This window comes from Dapis purpurea BLCC-M126 (assembly GCF_050015975.1).
GTDB lineage: Bacteria > Cyanobacteriota > Cyanobacteriia > Cyanobacteriales > Microcoleaceae > Trichodesmium.
On sequence record NZ_JBNHER010000331.1, the window covers coordinates 19,213 to 41,522 of the forward strand.

Below are 22,310 nucleotides of genomic sequence, written 5' to 3' on the forward strand. Positions count from 1 at the left end.
CAGCAAGAGTTGGACAGAGAAATTGAGGAACAATTCTAACTCCTACCACCTCTAAATTCCCATTTCTCCTGACTTCCCCTCCTGCTCCCCTCCTCGGAGGGGTTGGGGGTGGGTTGGGTTAGGGGTGAGTTGACTACTGACTACTGACTACTACAAAGAGCAAAAATACTTTTTCAGCAAACCCTAATTATAACTGTTCTAGCGAACATGATATTACTTTTCCAAGACTGGCTGAATCTTTTGCCACAACGACTTAGACATAGTGTGGTGGTTCTCATAGACTTGGGAAAACTGTTGCTCTATTTCAGCAAAGTATTGTTCTACATGATTTTCCCCTTTTGATTTTAAAGGATTCAGAACTTTTTGCTCAAATAAATCGATCGCCCTACCTTTAACTCCCCTGAGATAAAGCTTGTAAAAATACAACCGGGTTTCTTCAGGAAGTCCTACGCACTCCCAGGCAATGTACCCGTTTAGTCCAAGCAAATCTTGCCAAACTGGTAGATTTTCTTCCATTTCCAACAAATTTTGACCAAAAGCTTGAATTGTTTTACTTACCTCGCCATAGGCACAAAAACCAGCAAAGACATAGCAACATTTTTCACACCTACCACACCAAGGTTTTTGCACGTTACAGGAATTTGTTGCATAAGGTAGCTGGTTGTCAAGCTGAAAAAGCAAGTCAAATATTTTGACGTCGTGGATAGGTTTAGTCAGACTTACAACATTAACTCCCTCGAACATTCGTGGGATGAACTTGGAGATTATTTGATGAAAGGTCAAACTTTTCACCCATTGGTGAGCGATCGCTTCCCCTGATTCTGGCTCAATCAAATTGGGGGCATCAGCACTCTTCTCATGCCCTAATGCCAAAAGAGGAATACCATGTACAATTTGAATTGGTATCATCGCCATAGCAGTTAGCAGAGTTTCTCCCCCATCTGCACAAAAGCGATTTTTCCCAAAATAATCCTTTGTTCTAGCAATAATATTAGTCTTGCTTAACCGATTTTTGAGCCACCCATAATACTCATCATTTAAGTAAATACCATGTTGATTTCTGCATTTTAGATGAGTCGTTACCTGCTGAAACAATGTTTCTTGCCCGGAATTATCCCCATAAATATCGTAAAAGTAGGTGATAATATCGTACTTAACGCCAGCAGATTCCAAAATCAGGCTACACAACAGACTGTCCTTACCTGAACCAGATCCTAAAAGAGTTTCTACTGTACTATTAATTTTAGTAGCACACCAGATTGGATAACTTACGTTTTTTCCTAGTTCCGAAACCGTGACTACAAACTCTGGAAGCTTATAACTCAATTTTCCCACTTGATAGCGATGCTGACTCCAATTCCTAGGCATCACAACCTTCAGAAATTCCAACAGTTCCTCATCTATATAGCGACTGTACTTTTGAAAATTTAACCGTTTCGGAAGTATTGAGGCAAATCGCACAGAGCAAATAACTGCTAGAATTACTGCAAAACGTTTAGCTTGTTCTGGTGACTTTAAAGCTGGATCGGTAAAATCAAGAGTATTGTAACGTATGGAACAGCGAATCTGTTCGCCTTCTATACTATAGATAAACTCAATTGTATCTTTGACAACCGATACCTCCTCTAAGCAAATTTCTTCTACAAAGAAGTCATTGAATTGGTCACAATTTACCCTACTCTTTTCTTTTAACATAATTTCTCTATTTTTATTTAAATCCAATATTTGTTGACTTTTTTTCAATTAACTAAAGAACTAGTCAAGGCAAACGCATCTTATTTTGAAGTTCTGACAGGGCAAGGATATCAGACTTCTAAATATTTATACTCATTATCCCTCTAAAGCTTAACGGCAGAAGTTTCCAGAATTTAGATGCGTTTGCCCTGAAGGAGTTGTCAGATTTTGATAATTTAGGCAATTATCTCAAGAGTATGTACTATTGCACTTAAGGGACTTGCGGTTTATTAATCTACCAATCAAGTTTTGTAATTTCTTGATTAAAGCTTGTTTGAGTAGTACTTTATTTTTGCGCAAGTCCCTAAGGCTATTTTTCCTAAAGCATTAGAACTAATAACAGTTGCCTTTTGAGAAGAAATATTTTTAGCGAATAGCGAGAAAAAAATCGGTATAATTAGTATCAGTTTCTTAATTAATTTTCACCATTAATTACTGAGATAATATTCTACATATTTTTATATTTTTTGCCATTAAAAATTTTGGAAAATGTCTCTCTAATACCTACTATTTTTTAAGATTTATATTTAATCAATTTATCAATAAGTTCAGAAATAACTTGACAAATAATTTTTTCTCTGTATTGAATATCAAATAATTCACCATAATTATTGTCACCAAATCCCCAAAGAATAATGAGGCATACTAAACACTAGATTGACAACTTCAACTATTGCTTTAATTCAATATCTTAAGATTTATTTAATGTTTTTATTTAATTCAGTAATTAGTAATTAATTAATCTTAAAAATACATAGATTTTTGACTACAAAATAATATTTTTGAATAAAAATGAGTATTTATGCTTATATCATTTTTTACCTAAATTTCATTAAACATTTAGTGATTATACTGAAAATTTATTTATCAATGTAGAGGAAGTTTTCCTAGTATTTTTAGGCATTGATATACTACAATAAAAAGTATCAACTCAAAAGCAAATAAATTATGAAGAGAATTATTACTATCTTGGGTATTAGTGCAATCTTACTATCTTTTACAACTATTGCCAAAGCACAATCCAATAACCCTCAAACCAAAACAACTATATCTGGAGATTCTCTCAAAACAGTAGAAGGCAGATCAATTACTAATGATAATTACCGTACATATATTGATGATCCAGAAGCTAGTAATACTTCTAATGAGGGAATTAAACCTTATGAGCTGCGTCGTCAAGAGCAAAACGTAGAAGTGATTCCTGGAGTCTCTATTCCGGTTAACCCAGATGAGCCTCAAGTAGAAAATCCTCTAGAAGAAGATACTTTAGACGGCGATCAATCTGGAAAAGGATTCAAGTTGAAATTAGGAATCTAGAAATTATTGATGCTATCAAATTTTTGGGAATACTTTGCAAATTATAGATTTAAAAGAAAATGACAGATGAGGAACTGATTATAATCAGTTCCTCTCCTCATTGTTGATTTTGTTCAAAGAATCAGAAATAGACAGAAATTATCATAACGTTCCATGGAACGTTCCTACTATCTTCTCAAGAATTCTAGCCTTTTATTTGAGCGAGCATTGCAGCCTCATCCCAATAGGAAGATAGTTTTTGAATTGTACCATTTTCATTAATTTCAAACACACTAATTCCCTCTGCAACTGCCTGCTTACCATTTTTTGCAACTACCTGCATCGTCCATTTTACTGCTGCTCCATTACCTACAATAAATGTATTGTTTGGTGTCAATTCTAATTTGGCATAGAACTTTGATAATAGCGCAAAGAGTTTCTCACCGTCTGACTTTGCATTCATGGGTGGTTTATCAACAGGATCACAAATAACAGCGTCTTCAGCAAAAATTTCTAACCATCCTTGAGCATTCATCGCTGTCATATTTGTGAAGTAAGAGTTGACCACTTTTTCGATACTTTCTTTTGTCATTTTGAGCTTGATTTAGTAGGTGTTTATCGTCGAAATAATAGTTACTATACCAAGTTATATTATGTTCGGTTAAATAGTTATATATAATTAAAGTTCGTAGTAGGGCTTCAGCCCGAACTGTAGATAGGGCTGAAGCCCTACTACAAACCATATACTTTATTATAAGTGATTATCCGAACATGATATTATATCAAGTCCGGTAGCATAAGTATTGTAAAATAAGGGTTAAGGAAGAAGGAAGAAGACTTAAAAGCTAGAAAAATTTAATTTCCTGTAGATATTCACGCTCTTGTTTATAAGCTCCGATACCAGCGGAGATGGTATCAAGATAATTAGTTACAATCAAAAATTTTTCTGTTGGATCGACAGATTGAGAATATAATTGAGATATTTAATAATTTATATAGCAGTTCTATGATGAATTAGATACATTATTTTTGGCTATTGCCTATTCCCTGTTCCCAAAAAAAAAAGAGAGTTATCTGACTGAAAAAGCTAGTTGAGATACCCCCTTGTTTAATTCAAAGTTTTTATTCAATTTTGTTTTTCTGATTTGTTTTGGTTTTAAACCCAATTCAGACCTCCTAAAATAAAGGTGATTCACTCGTATTACCTGGAAAATATATCTATCCCTAGGTGATGCTCGGAAAGCAATTGATTAGACACTGGCCATTTGTAACCAATCAAATATTTGGTCTAATTGCTTCAATGTTACTAGGCCATATTGCCAAAGTACCATCGGTAATTGATTAGAGTCTTCTTCCTGATGTCGTAAAGCAGTAGCTATGGCAGAATCTGGGATGGACAACTCCCACTTCAAGAATTTGATTAACTGAGCTTGTTTTGTGGACATGATTAAAAGTTTTCTCCAGTAGTATCTTAAAAAAATTTTCAAACAGGTTTGATTTATTTATCACGATACCTAGTATCAATTATTATTCAGAAAGCCTCAGTGACTCTAATCTTTTAATCATGTGAGATATCTCAGTTTTGTCAATGATTCAGATCACAATTTTATTGTAGAGAATGCTAAATTGTACTGCTAAGTGTTAGTAACCCATGATTTTTTTTTATTCCACCTTGACACATTTCAATATCTATAGAATTGTGACTGATTCAAGTCTCAGTATAGTTTTAGTGGAAAAGTCTACTTTTTGATGAGTAGTAAATATAAAGTAAATATCTGATCAAAAGACCAGGAACTCCAAATTTTATATTATCCTATCCAAATTCCATAATACGGCATTACTAGGGTGATGGTCGAGAAATTTTATAAATTTATTATAGGAGACCATAATTACATCACCCTCAGTGATATTACCGTTATAAGTAATAATTGCATTAATTACTTATATCTGTACTACTATACTAGATATGCACAGATAGAGACACCCAATAAATTACTAATCAGAATCTATTGTTGACCAGAAAATCAGGTCTCAAGCCTCCTGCCCTCTAAAGGGGATAAGAAAAAGAAAATTAAGTATTTCAAGCCTCCTACTTCAGTAGGAGGTAATGTTAACTGTTAACGTTTCGCTTCGCGACATGAATGGGTAGCATTCCGCAGGAAAGGAAAGTTCCTTCGCAGAAGGCTAACTGATAACTGATAACTGAAATGACCTACTTACCTGATTTAGGAGACTGCTTTAATTCTGATTCCTCAGATTTGAGGGCTTGATCTAGAACAACACGAGCTTCTTCTGCTTTCTGTTTTGCTTCTCTATAGCGTAAATTAGCCACAGCAAAAATTTTCAGCGTCTTAAAACCGTCTTTAAGATTAGCAATTTCTTCAACTGTTACAGGTTCATCTGTAAATAGCACCTCAATTGCAGAACGAATTTTTAATGCCTCTTCTCTAGACTCTACAACCTTCATCTTCAGTGCAGCAAAATCGCTCAGTATTTGTACTGCCTGAGCAACAGCATCTTCTTCCTCAGAAGTAATCTCTTTTGATTCTTTTGATTCTTTGACCTCAATAAACTGCTCCGGGCTAAATCCATTTTCTAATTCTGTCGGTATTTCACCAGAGTCCATCATTTCCACAAGCTTATCCATAGCTTTCTGACGGGCCCTTTCTGAATCTTTGCCCCTAACAGTTATGATTGTATCTGGATTCTGAGGCAAGGTATAACTAACCATAATCTGAGTAAACGTTTAGGTATTAAGTATAACCAATATACAATAAAAATAATGATATCATTTTAAACCAAGCTAGCTACAAATAATCAATAATTTTTGTTCTCCTAAATTATTGTTGGTGATGAGGAAGCAAATTTTAATAATAGTTAGCTGAAATAAAACCGATTATCACGGTATCCTGATGTACAACGTTTATAATCTAAATCTGAAGTTTCAATCTCACTAGCAATGCTAAATGGATGGCTCAGAAAACTACAGAAAGTATGCCCAGTTAGGCAAATACTCACCTATTTGGATAGTGCTAACCCTACCTCTGAGAATTGTAGAGACTTAACAAATCTCTCCTATCCACAGTGGCAACATCGTTTTTTAATCGCTCGACTAAATTTAGCATTGTGGCTAGCTTTTTTCTTCTTTTTCAGTAGAACTATACTCAATCTAATCTACTTTATACAAGGTAAATATCCTAGCTTAGAACAGTGGGTAATTGCCAGAATTTTAGTACATTCAATTCTAGTTGGCTGTATATTTCTGTTGCGAACTACTTGGGGTCATCGTCATCTAGGTCTAATATTTCTCAGCTCTTCCTGGGCAGTGACGATGATTGAGCAAATTTCAGATACAATTACCAGGAATGTTAATCCTGAGTTTTTTATTTGGATGTTGACTTTCTTTACTCAGGCAACTTTAATTCCAGTCAGATGGTTTCTACACCTAATATCCCAAATTACTATCTTAGGTTACTACTTCAGTGTAAATCAAATTCTTGGTTTTGATGTAGCACCTTTTGATTGGAATTTTGTTAAGATGTGTTTTGGCATCTTCTGGGTATGTTTAATTTGCGATCTCTCCGTATATTTATATGAGTCTCTGCAAAAAACTGAATTTAATACCAAATTACAACTAGAAACAGCATATCAAGAACTACATTCGGCTGAAGCCATGTGTAGTAGTATTCTTGAGAACTCAGTTGAAGGTATTTTTCAGTCTACACTAGATGGGCGCTATATATATAGTAATCCTACTTTAGCCAAGATATTTGGTTATGATTCACCAGAGCAACTGATGGTACAAGTTAATGATATAGGCAAGCAAATTTATGTTAACTCTAGTCGTAGAGATGAGTTTGTGGATTTGATTAATAGGAATGGAACAGTATTAAAATTTGAATCTCAAGCTTATCGCGCCGATGGTAGCATTTTCTGGATTTCTGAAAATGCAAGAGCAGTGTACGATCAAAAAGGGAACCTCATTGCTTATGAAGGTGATATTGAAGATATTACAGAACGCAAGTGGGCAGAAGCAGAAATGAAGAAAGCACTGGAAATAGAAAAAGAGCTAAATCAACTTAAGTCCCAATTCATTTCCATGGCATCCCATGAATTTCGTACTCCTTTAACGACCATATTAGCTTCCGCAGAGGCATTAGAACACTACGGTCATAAATGGAATGAAGAAAAAAAACTGACTTATTTGCATCGGATTCAAGCTACAGCTCAACACATGACAGGGTTGGTGAATGACATATTAGTTATTGGCAAGACAGAATCAGGTAATTTTGATTTTAACCCAGCACCATTAGATTTAGAAAGGTTTTGTCAAGATACTATAGAAGATATTAAACTCAACATTGGTAGTCAATATTCCCTTGATTTTACTGTTCAAGAAGCCAAGCAAGTAACTATAAAAAAATCCCCAGATATAAGCATTTTAAATAAAATATTAAACTTAGATTCAAACCAGCAAAATCAGGGGGAAAATGATTCAACGTTATTAGCACAAAATCAATTCCCACAACAAATACCTGAAGTAGTTTTCATAGATAGAAAATTGTTGCAACATATCCTGTATAATTTACTTTGGAATGCGGTCAAATATTCACCCCAAGGTGGTCAGGTTTACCTTAAACTTTCTTACTTAAATAACTATGCAATTTTTCAAATCCAAGATGAAGGTATTGGTATTCCAGCAACAGAACAAAAATACCTATTTAACTCTTTCTACCGCGCTCAAAATGTTGCCAATATTTCTGGTACAGGGTTGGGACTTACTATTGTCAAAAACTTTGTAGATTTGCATCAAGGTCAGATTTTTGTAGAAAGTGAAGTCGGGGTAGGAAGCACATTTACTGTCATATTACCATTGAATTTAGAAAAGGGAAATATAGATGAAAAAAATTCTAGTGATTGAAGATGATAAATCAATTTTAACAATCATTACAGATATTTTAGAAGCAGAAGATTTTGTGGTAATAGGAGTAAAAAATGGCAGAGTAGGAATAGAAAAAGCTCAACAAGAAGTTCCAGATTTAATTATTTGTGATGTGATGATGCCTGAAGTTGATGGATATGGAGTATTAAAGTCATTACGAGATAATTTAGTAACAGAAGCAATTCCATTTATTTTTCTGACTGCAAAATCCACAAAAGCCGATTTAAGAGAAGGAATGGAATTAGGAGCAGATGATTACTTGACAAAACCTTTTACTAGAGATGAATTAATGAAAGCTATTAATACTAGGTTAGATAAACAAAGGGTTATTGAAAGAAGAACTCAAGAACAATTAGATGACTTAAGAAGTAGTATTACTTTATCTCTACCTCACGAACTACGCACTCCCCTCAATGGAATTATTGGTTATTCACAGTTGATAATTGAAGACTTTAAAGATTTGGAAGAGAATGAAATTTTAACAATGCTAGAAAATATTAATTTTTCTGCTCACCGTTTATATCGACTAATCCAAAATTTTTTACTATATACAGATTTAGAGTTATTATCACGAGATAGAGATAGATTACAATTATTTAAAACAGGTAGTCTTAGTAATCCTAAGTCAATAATTAGAGAGGTTGCTCTGGAAAAAGCAACAAGTTTTAATCGCTTACAAGATTTAGAAATAACATCGGAAAATGCTAATTTAAAAATTTCTGAGCCTAACTTTAGGAAAATCATAGATGAGTTGTTAGACAATGCTTTTAAGTTTTCTCTTGTAGACACAAAAGTGCAGGTAATAGGTAGATTAGTTAATAATATTTTTGCTGTTGATGTTATAGATCATGGTACAGGAATGAGTATTAATGAAATTTCTAGCGTGGGAGCTTATAAACAATTTAATCGTCACATATATGAGCAACAAGGTTCGGGTTTAGGTCTAGTTATTGCTAAACGGATGACTGAATTACATAATGGCAAATTAATTATCCAAAGTATTCCAGAAGAGCAAACAACTGTGACTATTTTTCTCCCTACAAGTTAAAATGAGGAGATGGGTAGTGTGGAGATCGTGGGGAGATGGAGAGGGTGGGGAAATAACAAGCAAATATAGCATTACTATTTTATAAGAATAAGTAATTCTAAATTCTAAATTCTAAATTCTAAATTCTTACGAGGAATTACTAACAATGAAAGATAAATTACTCAACTGGTTAGATACATTTTTAGTAGTAGATGTATTTCTAGTCATAATTGGTTTTGCCTGGTTTGCGATCGCTGTTATTGGTCGTTATTCTGGGGTGTCTTTAGGTCTCGATCTTTGGCATAGATTATGGGAACCAGTCTTTACTCCAGCTATTGGAATTTTGATGGGAGGTGCTATTCTCAGTGGCATTATTAAACAAATTACTAAACGCTTAAATTCTAATTAAGATTAAGTGTAGTTTCTTACTTATAAAAAATTTCTCCTCCCTTCAAGGAGAAGTTTTTTCCTGTTTAATATTTCCTATTCTCTATTATATTTTAGCTAAAACACTTATAATAGTAGCTTGTAGTTACGCTTTACGCTGCTCGAAATATTGGGCATCATAAAGGATAAATACAAACAAAGACTTTTTGATAATCTGTCTATCTAAACCTAACATTATTTATTATGAACAACTCAGTTGAACCAGAAAAGTTTAACCCGTGGAATTATAAACCTTGGTGGTGTCAACCTTGGTCAATACTTTTGACAGGAATTACTATTATTAGTAGTAGTTGGTTTGTATTTAGAATGGTTTGGTTAACAGTTATTGTTTCTATTCCTATATTGACTTGGATGGGATTTTTCTTAATAATCTGGCCGAAGTTAATGGCAGAATTAAAAATGTCAAATAAAGTTTGATTGTTAGAAAGTATCTAGAGATATTTTAGAGCGATCGCTTTTCTAGATAATTAGGATAAGCGATCGTATATGGAAAATAAAAAGTTATGTACTATATAGATATATTTAGTTGGTTAAATATAATGTAATCTTAATAACAATATGTCAAATAAACATCAGATTGATTTATTAATTGAGTGGATAAATAATTTCAATCCAGAACTTCTGAAAAATGAAGATGATGTTGAAACTAAATTTGTCATACCCTTCTTTCAACTCTTAGGTTATCCAGAAAATAATCGCCGAGGTAAATATCCTATCAAAGCTTATAAACCAGGAAAAAAACAAGGTAGAGATCCAGAAGCAGATCATGTCTATTTTTCAACAGATGACCAAGAAAAACAGAATGCTGATACCTCACTGATTATTGTTGAAGCAAAAAAGCCTAAAGAAAATTTAGAACCACATATAAAACAAGCTAAATTTTATGGTGACTACCTTAAGTCGATTTTTTTAGTAATAACTAATGGCTATCAAGTGAAAGTTTTAAAGCGACCTCGCCACCGTATAGAAGAACCTGTATTTGATATTACTACTGATGAATTTCAAGATAGAAAAATAGCTTCAGAGTTTTATAATCAACTCAACTTTGAAATTGTCAAACAAATTAATGAAAAGGCAGCTAATGACTTGACTCATAGTCAATATGTATCTCTAGAAAAAGCCTTACAACGTCATCCAGATATACAAGATATTTTAGATAGAGGTGATTTTGAACCTTCTATTACTAGAGGAAAAAATTACTTAAGGGTTGTCAAGCCTAAAGTAGCAATAGAATGTAATTTGCCAATAGCATTTGATGAGGGTGACTGTACAATAGAGTTTAGTAGCTTAATTTTAAGAGGTTCAACAATTTATTTAAGTCATCAAGAAATACTTGGCAACTTAATGATGGGATTAAAAACTAAACCTCACTGGCTAACTCGTAGTTTTCTTAGACAATTAGAAGATAATTATTTTGAAGCAAGTTTAGGTGGAACAACAGTAATTTTATCAGCAGCAGAAACCCAAGATTTATGTGATTGTGTTGATGAGGTTTTTTCAGAATATCAACGTATAATTATCGAATCTGAGAATATTCTTGAAGCATCTGAATTTGAGCCAGTTAATCTTGAATATCTTCAAGGTTTTAAGCTGTTTTCAGTCACCAAAGAATTGTGGGAATTAATGCTTAAATTTGTCAGTGAGTTTAGTTATGATGATGGAAACTCAGATTGGCATATTTTTGATAAAGTAAGATATATTAAAGTTTGTCGTCCTTGTAGTAGAAGTAATTATCCAGAGCAAACCAATATTTGGCCTAGCTTAAACTCCAATATAGATTCAGATTATAGTATTGATATAATCTATTTTCTATATAATGATGAATTAAAATTTTTTGACAAGTATTATGAGTCATGGCGAAAAAATGTAGGCTATAGAGGGTTTTGGAATGCTACCTATACTAAAAAGTGGTTATTAGAAAAGTTTATCCCCAAAGTCCTTGATTACTACTTCCATCATCAAGATCAAACTGAGTTTGAAGATAATATTTTAGATTATCCAGAAGAAAAACATATTCTTATTAGAAACATTTATGAAGCTAGTCAACTAAAACCTTATATTTGTGATATTCAACAATGGACTAACCATAGGTTGAAAGCAATTGATGCTTCACTCTTATACCCTTACTACCAAAGTTGTACAAATTTAGTTAGAGATAGTGAAGTATCGGAAACGCATTATGTTACTCAAAAACTAGGAGCAATTGAAGATAAACTCTCTAGTAAAAATGAACAGCTAAATTCAGTAAATAATGGAAACTGGAGTTACGAACGTGTGGTAAATTTTTTAGACCAACAAGTAGAAAGAATTAGTAATTTAGAATTTGAAAATAGTTCTTATGTAGATTTAATATCTAGGACATTTAGTTGTCTTTTAGAGTCTGAGGATGATCTCCACTACTCTCAAACCCAACTTAATGCTGCAAAAAATGCTCTAATACCGCTTTGGGAATTAAGTCGCTTTGAAGAGCGTCATATTTATCCAAATCGAGATTAGTAAAACAAAATAAAACCCCCATAATTAAAGGGGGGTTGACAAAAAAACTAATCAAAAATAACTGCAACACTACTTAATCGCAGGCGCACGCATCAACGACTCACTCGCATCTGTTAACGCCACTTTCTCAGACTCCATCAACAACGGTACAGAATCTCGTAACCGCGCTGTTAACTGTACAGTTGTCGCATCATAAATCTGAGTCACAATCTTAGGATACAAACCTATCCCAATAATTGGCACTAACAAACAACCAATAATAAACACTTCGCGGGGTTCCGCATCCTTGAGAACTTCGTGTTCTACTAACTCCTTATTCTCAGGACCAAACAAAATTTCCCGCAACATTGACAATAGATAAATTGGAGTCAAAATTACTCCTATTGCTGCCAAGAAAATCACCATAACTTTGAAAGTTGGGTTATAAGCATCACTGGTAGCAAAACCAATAAATACCATCACCTCAGCCACAAAACCACTCATTCCTGGTAATGCTAAAGATGCCATCGAACAAGTCGTCCACATGGCGAACACTTTCTTCATTCTCTTACCGACACCACCCATTTCATCCAATATTAAAGTATGGGTACGGTCATAAGTAGCTCCCACTAAGAAGAATAAACTTGCCCCTATCAAACCATGGGAAATCATTTGCAGCACAGCTCCACTCATACCAATATCGGTAAAGGAAGCCATACCAATTAACACAAACCCCATGTGAGAAATCGAAGAATAGGCAATTTTCCGCTTCAGGTTTCTTTGAGCAAACGAAGTTAAAGCAGCATAGACAATATTGATAACTCCCAAAATTACCAACGCCGGAGCAAATACCGCATGAGCATCCGGTAACATTCCGGCATTCATCCGCAGTAGAGCATAACCACCCATTTTCAGCAGAATTCCTGCCAGTAACATATGAGCGGGTGCTGTTGCTTCCCCGTGAGCGTCTGGCAACCAAGTATGTAATGGGAAAATTGGCAATTTCACAGCATAAGCAATCAAAAACGCTCCATATAACAACAGTTGCAGATTCAGAGCATAATCTTTTGCAGCAACCGCTCTCATATCAAAGGTAACAGTATCGCCATAAAATGCCATTGTTAACGCTGCTATCAAAATAAACAGGGAACCACCTGCTGTATAGAGGATAAACTTAGTTGCTGCATACAACCGTTTTTTGCCTCCCCAGATAGACAGAATTAGGTAAACAGGTACTAATTCCAATTCCCAAACTAGGAAAAATAGCAGCATATCTTGTACGGCAAATACAGCAATTTGACCGCCGTACATTAACAACATCAAGAAATAAAACAGCTTTGGCTTAAAAGTTACAGGCCACGCTGCCATAATTGCTAGGGTGGTGATAAAGCCAGTCAGAATAATTAATGGCATTGATAAACCATCAGCTCCCACTGACCAATTTAAGTCTAGCTGCGGTACCCAGGCATAACTTTCTACCAGTTGGAGTTCTGGGTTATTCGTGTCGTAACCTGTGTAAAAAGCAGAAGTGATAATAGCAAAATCAATTAATCCAACAATTAAGGCGTACCACCGCACCGTTTTGCCATCTTTATCCGGAATAATCGGAATTAGCAAAGATGCAACTACTGGAAATAGGATGATTGTAGTCAACCAGGGAAAATCAGCCATAAATATTTAAGTCTCACTTTGAAAATTTTGTAAGGTTATGAGCAGTGAAGTCCTGAAGCAACTTAGTTTTAGTAATTATGACTTCTTTTGTTTCTATTCCTGTTGAATTGAGTTTTACAGTTTGTTATAATCAGCTATCAGTCAGAAGTTATATCAAATCTGTTGACTTTGGAGTATTGGCAAAAACTCCAATTTTTGTAGAGGTTTGGTCATTAAACTCCTACAATATTGAATTGTACCGATACTACCGAATTTGATATTATTTATAGAAACATAAAGTTAACAAAGAAAATATTTCCCTAAATACCACTAAGAGAACCTCTGATAACTGATAACTGATAACTGATAACTGAACTAGACACCAGAGAAGACAACGAAGCCCAAAACTGCCACAAATACAATTAAGGCATAGAACTGAGCGCGACCATTTTCCAAATATTTCAAACCTTCCCCACTCAAAAGAGTGATAAAACCTGTTAAGTTAACAGCTCCATCAACTACTTTGTAATCTACTTCCAAAACTTGGCGTGCTAGACGACGACTACCTTGAACAAATAGCTTGTCGTTGATGTCGTCTAGATACCACTTGTTGAGGGAAAAGTTGTAAAGAGGTTTAATTTGTTGCGCGATCGCACCAGGGTCAATTTTACGACTCAAGTACATCAGCGAAGCAAAAGTAATACCAATCAAAGCAATACCCACAGAGTTACCTGCCATAATTAAAAATTCAGTCAAGTCAAACTCTGCTAATCCCTCTAGCACCTCTGCTAAAGATTCTCCAGGAGCATAAATAAACTGCTCAAAATAATTAGCAAAAGGCGTTCCCAATAAACCAATAATCATTGAAGGAATAGCTAAAACCATCAATGGTAAAGTCATAGTCACAGGAGACTCATGGGGAGAGTGACTATGATGATGATCATGGTCATGGTCATCATGGCCATGTTCTAGTTCATTCGGGTCCATTGCCCCAGGGCCGAAAGCCATAGCAGGAGCTGGAGTTCCAACTAATAATTGCTGTTTAATCTCCTCATTGTTACCCCGGAACTCACCCTCAAAAGTGGAGAAATACATCCGGAACATATAAAAAGCAGTCATACCAGCAGTTGCCCAACCGACAAACCACAAAGCCGGATTTGCTGTAAAAGCACTACCAAGAATTTCATCCTTTGACCAAAAGCCAGCAAAAGGAGGAATACCAGAAATTGCCAGAGTACCAATTAAAAAGCAAGCAGAGGTAATAGGCATATATTTTCGTAGTCCGCCCATTAACCGCATATCTTGAGCCAAAACTGGGTCATGGCCAACTACTGCCTCCATACCATGAATTACTGAACCAGAACAAAGGAACAGCATGGCTTTGAAGTAAGCGTGTGTCATTAGGTGAAATAGTCCGGCGCTATAGGCACCCACACCCATTGCCATTACCATGTAGCCCAACTGGGAAATGGTCGAATAGGCGAGCCCTTTTTTAATGTCATTTTGGGTAATAGCTATCGTTGCTCCTAGAAAAGCCGTAAAAGCTCCTGTCCAGGCGATAATATTCATTACAATTGGTAGATGTTCCAATACTGGGTACATCCGCGCCACTAGAAATACACCCGCAGCTACCATCGTCGCTGCGTGAATTAGGGCTGAGATGGGAGTAGGGCCTTCCATTGCATCTGGCAACCAGGTATGTAATGGGAATTGGGCTGACTTGGCTACAGGTCCTAAGAAAACTAACACACCGAAAAGGGTAGCTAAACCAACGCTTAGAGCGCCTGTTTCTACAAGGTGCTCTAAACGAACGCCCATTACCTCAAATTCAAAGCTACCTGTTGCCCAGTAAATACCTAGCATCCCCAGTAGCAAACCAAAGTCACCGACACGGTTGACAACAAAAGCTTTTTGACAGGCATCTGCCGCTGCTTTCCGGTCGTACCAGAAACCAATTAGTAGGTAGGAGGATACACCAACAAGTTCCCAGAATATATAAACTTGGACTAGGTTTGGAGAGACTACTAGACCTAGCATTGAAGAGCTAAATAAGCTCAAGTAGGCATAAAAGCGTACATATCCAGGGTCGTGAGCCATGTAACCATCGGTGTAAACCATTACCAAGAAGGCAACGGTAGTCACGATGACTAACATTAGAGCAGTCAGATGATCTATGGTGTAACCCATACTGAGCCTGAAGTCACCTGCTGATGCCCACTCAAACATTTGAGTATAGGTTTCATGGCCATTTATTTGACTCCAGAGTAATGCAAAGGAGAGAACCATTGCAGTTCCTAACAGGGAGACGATGAAGACAGCGACTCTCTGCCGTAAATTATTCGTGGCTTGACTATAGGAAATTAGCCCTAAGCCGACTAGCATTGCTCCAAATAGGGGCAATACTGGAATCAACCAGGCGTATTGATAAAGTGGTTCCATAATTTATGGTTACTTTATAATTCTTAACTAACGTGGGCAAAACTAATAAGCATTCTTACATAGAGTTTCTTGGGATGGGCGCTAAAGATCGATTTTTTTAAAAGTTATTGAGGTTAAAAAGACAAAAGTTAAAATTTAAAGGTCAAAAGTTGATTCGTTTAGGAGTTAAACTTTTTGGATATCATATTTATTGATTTTTGTCAAAAAAATTAGAATTGACTTGTAGTAGACTGGCACACCTGGCATTGTGGTGACTCACTCCTCTAGAGGGGGAAGAAGTGGAAGTGTGGGGATAGGGAGTAGAAGGGGAAGTTTACAAAGGTAAGTTTTTTAGCTTTGATATCAAAGAAGTGTGGGGAATATGGGAAAAGGTAGAAATTAATAGCCATAGATTATAGTAGTTTTCATTAACATAGAGTACAGAGATTTTACTTAAAGGCAGAAAGCAGAAGTTTTTTATACTATCCCTTAATTTAATAATTCTGAATTCTAAATTTTAAATTAATAACAATAAATTTTGTAGTCTACCTTTGTGAAAACGGCCATAATTCTTTCCTCCTCCATACCTATTCCCTACTCCCTCTTTTCTGGAGATACACCCAGGGCTTCTATAAGCCGAGAGATATACTAGAAAAAATACCTAAAGCTTTCATGGCATTTAAACTTCTATCCCTCAGCCTGGGCAAAATGTTTAACAAACTTCCCCTAAAAACTGTACTCATTGTCCCTTTTATGCTGCAAGTCTTTGGAGCTGTGGGATTAGTAGGATATTTTTCTTTTGCCAATGGACGCAAAACTGTCGATACTCTGGCAAATCGATTAACTAGCGAAATTAGTAACCGCATTCAACAGCACGTTTTAGGATATCTCAACAAATCCCATCAGGTGCTAAGAGTTACTGATGATGCTATAAAAAGTGGAGGTTTAGATATTGAGGATTTTGCCACACTTAGACCTTACTTTTGGCAAGTGGTCAAAGAAAGAGATTTAGAGAATTATCTATTTTTTGGCAATGAAGAAGGAGAATTTATCGGGGTTGAACATCTAGAACATGGAGATATTATTTTTAAAATTCGCAATATTACAACTCAACCCATTCGGGAAACTTATCTACTCAACAACCAAGGTAACATCAGTAAATATTTAAAAGGCAAAGCATACGATCCTCGAATTCGACCTTGGTATAAGGCAGCAAAAAACTTGGGTAAACCGACATGGAGTCCTATTTTTTCTTCGTTTTCTCGTCAAAATACTTCCCTAGATATATCCGCAGTTCGACCTATTTTTGACTCAACTGGGCAATTAAGAGGAGTTCTCTCGAATAAAACTACTCTTATGGAGGTTACAAATTTCCTCAGTAATTTATATATTAGTCCGAACGGTCAAAGTTTTATTATGGAGCGATCGGGAGATTTGGTAGTCAGTTCCCAAATTCAGGCACCGTTTATCATTACTGGAGAAGGTAAAAAACGCAAGATAGAACGTTTACCAGCAATCAAAAGCAACGAACCCATAGTCACTGCTACCGTCAAACAGTTACAAAAAGATTTTGGTAGTTTTAAAAATATTAACGGTAACCAACAACTCCATTTTTCTATTGATGAAGTTTGGCACTATGCCAGAGTCATCTCACTTCAAGATGGTAGAGGTATTGATTGGTTGATAGTTGTAGTCATTCCAGAAAATGACTTCATGGTACAAATTAATGCCAACACCCGCACCACAATCTTCTTAAGTATTGCTGCTCTAATTGTCGCTATTTTGATAGGAATGCTGACAACTCACTGGATTACTCAACCAATTTTACAAATTAATTCTGCTGCCAAAAAAATCGCTGAAGGTAAATGGGAAAACACGTCTAACATACATAGAAATGACGAAGTAGGAGAATTAGCTAACTCTTTTAATCGTATGGCAACTCAACTTAAAAATTCTTTTGAAACTTTGGAGGTACAAAATGAACAACTCCAGAAATTAGATCGCCTCAAAGACGAATTTTTAGCCAATACTTCCCACGAGCTACGAACTCCACTAAACGGTATTATTGGTATTGGTGAATTTCTCTTGGAAGGAAATAGAGCAGAGCTAAATTCACTTACTAGCTCTAACTTAAGTATCATAGTTTCTAGCGCTCGTCGTCTATCTAATCTTGTCAATGACATTCTAGACTTTTCTAAAATTAGACACCATACAGTAAAGTTAAATATTAAAGCAGTTGATCTTTTTGGAATAGTGGATTCGGTAGTCACCTTAAATCAATTTTTAGTCAATAAAAAGAAAAATCTACAATTAATCAATACTATTGCTAAAGATTTACCCCTCGCATGTGCTGATGAAAATCGTTTACAACAAATTCTCTACAACTTAATTGGTAATGCTATTAAATTTACTGAGTCTGGTAAAGTTGAAATTTCCGCAGAGGTAATTAGCAGCAATTTTACAGATTCTGATAGCAAATCTCTAGATTCGGAATACCTCAGTCAAAATATCGATCGCTCTCAACAATTGAAAATCGTGATCTCAGATACTGGAATTGGTATTCCCAGGGATAAAGTAGATCAAATATTTGAATCTTTTGAGCAGGCAGAAGGATCTACAGCCAGAAAATACGGTGGTACGGGTTTAGGTTTAGCAATCACAAAACAATTAGTCGAACTCCACGAGGGTCATATCTGGGTTGAGTCCGAAGTTAATGTCGGTTCTCAATTTTACTTTACCCTACCCATCTCCCTAGAATCTGTAGCAGAAACTTCAACTGCTCCTACAGTTAATAATATTCGTTATCTTGTCGATAAAACAGAAGTACCCGTAGAAATTAATTCTAGCAAAACTGATGTTGCTAATAGTGACTTTCATATTTTAATTGTTGATGATGAACCGATTAATATCCAAGTTTTAAACAATCATTTAAAAGCCAATCAATATCAAGTTACCCAAGCATTAGATGGAACTGAAGCTTTAGGTGCTTTAGAAAAGTATCATAATTTTGACCTAATTTTGCTGGACGTTATGATGCCTAAAATGTCTGGTTATGAAGTTTGTGCTAAAGTTAGGGAAAAATACCCTCCCCAAAATTTGCCAATCTTAATGTTAACTGCCAAAAATCAAATCGCCGATCTGGTCATGGGTTTTCAATTTGGTGCGAATGATTATCTAACTAAACCTTTTGCTAAAGATGAATTATTAACAAGAATAAAAACTCATCTTCAATTATCAAAAATTACTAACGCTTACGGACGTTTTGTTCCTCATGAATATGTAAAATTACTATCAAAAGAAAATATTCTTGATGTAAAATTAGGAGACCGCGTGAGTAAAGAAATGGCAATATTATTTTCTGATATTCGCTCTTTTACTACTATATCTGAGCAGATGACTCCTCAAGAAACTTTTGCTTTTGTCAATGGTTATTTACAACAAGTTTCCCCAGAGATACGAGACCGTAACGGTTTAATTATTAAATTTATGGGAGATGGTATTATGGCAGTATTTCCTGATGGTGCAGATGATGCGGTGCAAGCTGCTATTGGTAAGCTGAAAAAATTACAAGAATATAACCAGACTCTGGAGGGAAAAAAATTACCTCCGATTAAGGTAGGAATTGGTATCCATTTAGGCCACATGATGGTTGGTATTGTCGGAGAACCAAATCGGATGTCAGGAGATGCACTTTCTGATAATGTAAACTTGACGTCTCGTTTAGAGGGTCTAACTAAGTATTATGGAGTTTCTTTGCTAATTTCCAAATCAGCTTTTGAGGGTTTAAAAAATCCAGAACAATATCAAATTCGATTTTTAGATCGTGTATCTGTTAAGGGTAGGCACGAGGCTCTCGATGTTTATGAAGTTTTAGATGGAGAAATGGATTATGTAAAAGAATTAAAGTTAAAAACTCAGGCAGATTTTATATTAGGTTTAGAATATTATCGTTTGGGAAATTTAGTTTCGGCTAAAAATTATTTCAAGAAAGTATTAGCAGTTAATTCTGCGGATAAAACTGCTCGAGTTTATCTAGAAAGAATCGAACAATTAACATTAATTGGTATTCCTGAAAACTGGAATGGGGTTTGGGTATTTACTAAAAAATAATACCGATTTTAGTCTTACTTTGCTACATTTTTTTTAGCAATAATAAAGAGATATAAATTATAATTTATAAAATGCAAAATTCAGAGATAAAAATTTGCTATGTATATGATACAATAAAACCTATTTGTAATGAATTTGTAATCATTCTTATAAATTAGTATTATATCTTGATAACCTACCCTAATTCCAAAGTAGTTAAAGTAGTTTGAAACTATAGCATTATTTTTAATAATTAGTATAATACAAAACTGGGCAAAATGCTTAACAAACTTCCCCTAAAAACTGTCCTTATTGTCCCGTTTATTCTACAAGTTGTAACTGCTGTTGGATTAGTCGGATATTTTTCTTTTACCAATGGACGCGAATCAGTTGACACCTTGGCGCTTAAGTTAACCAATGAAATTAGTACTCGTATTCAGCAACATATTTTAGATTATCTAGATGAATCTCATCAAGTGCTAAGAGTAACGAATGATTCTATGAAGAGTGGCAACCCTGATGACTACACCTTTGAGAAAATGCGACTCGTTTTTTGGCAAATTATTGTACAGCAGAAGTTGGCAACCAATCTTTTTTTTGGTAACGAACAGGGAGAGTATCTTAGCCTTGAAATTAATCTTGAGAATAAAGATATTATCTTGAAAACTAGGACTACAGATACTCAACCATTTCGTGAGGCTTATAAGTTAGAAAAGATTAGCGATATCGGCAAACTATTTAAAGCTAGAAAGTACGATCCGCGTATTCGTCCCTGGTATCAAGAAGCAAAAAAACTGGGTAAACCTACATGGAGTCCTATTTATTCTGCTTTTTCTAATTATAACACATCTTTAGATATAGCTGCTGTTATACCTATTTTTGATTATAACAGTGATTTTATTGGGGTTTTAGCTAATGAAACTAGCTTAACTCAGATGACAGAATTCCTCAAGCAATTAAATATTAGTCCGAATGGTAAAAGCTTTATCATGGAGCGATCAGGAAATTTAATTGCTAGTTCCCAAATTCCTGAACCTTTTGTGATTAGTGAAGTTGATGGAAAGAGAAAAATAGAACGCTTACACGCTATTGACAGTGATCGGACTATGGTAAGTCAAACTGTAATCCACCTACAAGAAAAGTTTGGTAGTTTAGAAAAAGTTGAGCGCAGCAAACAACTCAATTTTCCTATTAATGAAGAGTGGTACTATGCAAGTATTATGCCAGTTAGAGATGGACAGGGTATTGATTGGTTAGTAGTTGTTATTGTTCCTGAAAGTGATTTTATGGAAAAAATAGACGCAAATACAAGGACTACTATTCTATTAAGTATTACTGCTCTAGTTGTAGCTATCTTAGTAGGGATAATTACTGCTTACTGGATTACGAAACCAATATTACAAGTTAATTCTGCTGCAAAAAAAATTGCCGAAGGAAAATGGGAAAATCAACTTGATATTCACCGTAGGGATGAAGTAGGAGAACTTGCTCAGTCTTTTAACCGGATGGCAAACCAACTTAAAAGCTCCTTTGACACCCTGGAAGAACAAAATCAGGAACTCAAAAAATTAGATCGCCTTAAAGACGAATTCTTAGCGAACACCTCCCATGAACTACGCACCCCACTGAATGGCATTATTGGTATTGGTGAATTTCTTCTAGAAGGGCAAACTCAAAATCTAAACCCACTCATCACTTCTAACTTAAGTATGATTGTGTCTAGCGCTCGTCGTCTTTCAAATCTTGTTAACGACATTCTTGACTTTTCCAAAATTAGATACAATCAACTAGAATTACAAATTAAACCTGTTGATGTTTTTGCAGTCGTAGAAACAGTAGTCACCTTAAATCTATTGGTAAGCAAAAATAAAAGTCTACAGTTAATCAATGCAATTCCCACAAATTTACCTCCCGTTTGTGCTGATGAAAACCGTCTCCAACAAATTCTCTATAACTTAATTGGCAATGGTATTAAATTTACTGATTCTGGGAAAGTAGAAATTTCAGCTACAGTAGTTATGAATAATTCTATAGATTCTCGCCAACTCTGGAGTCAAGAATACTCTAATCAAAATCAGCAGCAATCTCCAGTAGTAAAAATTGTTGTCTCTGATACTGGCATTGGTATTCCGAGTGATAAACTAGAGACCATTTTTAAATCTTTTGAACAAGGAGAAGGTTCCACAGCCAGAAAATATGGTGGTACAGGTTTAGGGTTAGCTGTTACCAAAC

Annotated in this window: 15 protein-coding genes; 9 read left to right on the forward strand and 6 right to left on the reverse strand. The window is 35.1% G+C overall.

Annotated elements, in window-relative coordinates; all coding sequences use genetic code 11:
• Positions 1-213 precede the first annotated feature (213 nt).
• Complete coding sequence (locus tag ACP6PL_RS30475) at positions 214-1,695, reverse strand: MurL C-terminal domain-containing protein (protein WP_426549110.1); 1,482 nt, start codon at positions 1,693-1,695, stop codon at positions 214-216.
• 987 nt (positions 1,696-2,682) lie between these two features.
• Here ACP6PL_RS30475 and ACP6PL_RS30480 point away from each other — a divergent pair.
• Positions 2,683-3,051, forward strand: a complete 369-nt coding sequence (locus ACP6PL_RS30480) for a hypothetical protein (protein ID WP_426549111.1) — start codon at positions 2,683-2,685, stop codon at positions 3,049-3,051.
• Positions 3,052-3,235: 184 nt separating this feature from the next.
• On the opposite strand, the gene ACP6PL_RS30485 is transcribed toward ACP6PL_RS30480, so the two are convergent.
• The 3 genes from ACP6PL_RS30485 to ACP6PL_RS30495 form a co-directional block, all read right to left on the reverse strand.
• Complete coding sequence (locus ACP6PL_RS30485; protein ID WP_426549112.1) at positions 3,236-3,622, reverse strand: nuclear transport factor 2 family protein; 387 nt, start codon at positions 3,620-3,622, stop codon at positions 3,236-3,238.
• 658 nt (positions 3,623-4,280) lie between these two features.
• The gene (locus ACP6PL_RS30490) at positions 4,281-4,475 is read right to left on the reverse strand and encodes a DUF2949 domain-containing protein (RefSeq protein ID WP_426549113.1); all 195 of its coding nucleotides are present in this window, start codon (positions 4,473-4,475) and stop codon (positions 4,281-4,283) included.
• A 767-nt stretch (positions 4,476-5,242) separates the two neighbouring features.
• Positions 5,243-5,761: a hypothetical protein gene (locus ACP6PL_RS30495; protein ID WP_426549114.1), complete on the reverse strand. Its 519-nt coding sequence runs from the start codon at positions 5,759-5,761 to the stop codon at positions 5,243-5,245.
• A gap of 228 nt (positions 5,762-5,989) precedes the next feature.
• On the opposite strand from ACP6PL_RS30495, the gene ACP6PL_RS30500 reads away from it, so the two are divergent.
• The 5 genes from ACP6PL_RS30500 (at position 5,990) to ACP6PL_RS30520 (ending at position 11,942) form a co-directional block, all read left to right on the forward strand.
• On the forward strand, positions 5,990-7,951 hold the full coding sequence (locus ACP6PL_RS30500; RefSeq protein ID WP_426549115.1) for a PAS domain-containing sensor histidine kinase: 1,962 nt from the start codon (positions 5,990-5,992) through the stop codon (positions 7,949-7,951).
• The gene (locus ACP6PL_RS30505; RefSeq protein ID WP_426549116.1) at positions 7,929-9,020 is read left to right on the forward strand and encodes a hybrid sensor histidine kinase/response regulator; all 1,092 of its coding nucleotides are present in this window, start codon (positions 7,929-7,931) and stop codon (positions 9,018-9,020) included. Before ACP6PL_RS30500 ends, ACP6PL_RS30505 begins: the two co-directional genes overlap by 23 nt.
• 145 nt (positions 9,021-9,165) lie before the next feature.
• Positions 9,166-9,408, forward strand: coding sequence for a hypothetical protein (locus tag ACP6PL_RS30510; RefSeq protein ID WP_426549117.1), 243 nt, complete (start codon positions 9,166-9,168; stop codon positions 9,406-9,408).
• A gap of 221 nt (positions 9,409-9,629) precedes the next feature.
• Entirely contained in the window at positions 9,630-9,863 is a 234-nt protein-coding gene (locus tag ACP6PL_RS30515; RefSeq protein ID WP_426549118.1) for a DUF6737 family protein, read from the forward strand.
• Positions 9,864-10,004: 141 nt separating this feature from the next.
• Positions 10,005-11,942 carry a type I restriction enzyme HsdR N-terminal domain-containing protein gene (locus ACP6PL_RS30520; RefSeq protein ID WP_426549119.1) on the forward strand — a complete coding sequence of 646 codons (1,938 nt, stop codon included), beginning with the start codon at positions 10,005-10,007 and terminating at the stop codon, positions 11,940-11,942.
• Between the two features lie 69 nt (positions 11,943-12,011).
• On the opposite strand, the gene ACP6PL_RS30525 is transcribed toward ACP6PL_RS30520, so the two are convergent.
• Entirely contained in the window at positions 12,012-13,592 is a 1,581-nt protein-coding gene (locus tag ACP6PL_RS30525) for an NAD(P)H-quinone oxidoreductase subunit 4 (protein ID WP_426549121.1), read from the reverse strand.
• A gap of 77 nt (positions 13,593-13,669) precedes the next feature.
• Here ACP6PL_RS30525 and ACP6PL_RS30530 point away from each other — a divergent pair, with 77 nt between their 5' ends.
• Positions 13,670-13,849: a hypothetical protein gene (locus tag ACP6PL_RS30530; protein ID WP_426549122.1), complete on the forward strand. Its 180-nt coding sequence runs from the start codon at positions 13,670-13,672 to the stop codon at positions 13,847-13,849.
• 97 nt (positions 13,850-13,946) lie between these two features.
• On the opposite strand, the gene ACP6PL_RS30535 is transcribed toward ACP6PL_RS30530, so the two are convergent.
• Positions 13,947-16,010 carry an NAD(P)H-quinone oxidoreductase subunit 5 gene (locus ACP6PL_RS30535; RefSeq protein ID WP_426549123.1) on the reverse strand — a complete coding sequence of 688 codons (2,064 nt, stop codon included), beginning with the start codon at positions 16,008-16,010 and terminating at the stop codon, positions 13,947-13,949.
• Between the two features lie 687 nt (positions 16,011-16,697).
• On the opposite strand from ACP6PL_RS30535, the gene ACP6PL_RS30540 reads away from it, so the two are divergent.
• Both ACP6PL_RS30540 and ACP6PL_RS30545 read left to right on the forward strand, forming a co-directional pair.
• Entirely contained in the window at positions 16,698-20,099 is a 3,402-nt protein-coding gene (locus ACP6PL_RS30540) for a response regulator (protein ID WP_426549124.1), read from the forward strand.
• A 257-nt stretch (positions 20,100-20,356) separates the two neighbouring features.
• A partial coding sequence (locus ACP6PL_RS30545) for an ATP-binding response regulator (protein ID WP_426549125.1) occupies positions 20,357-22,310 on the forward strand: 1,954 nt, incomplete at its 3' end.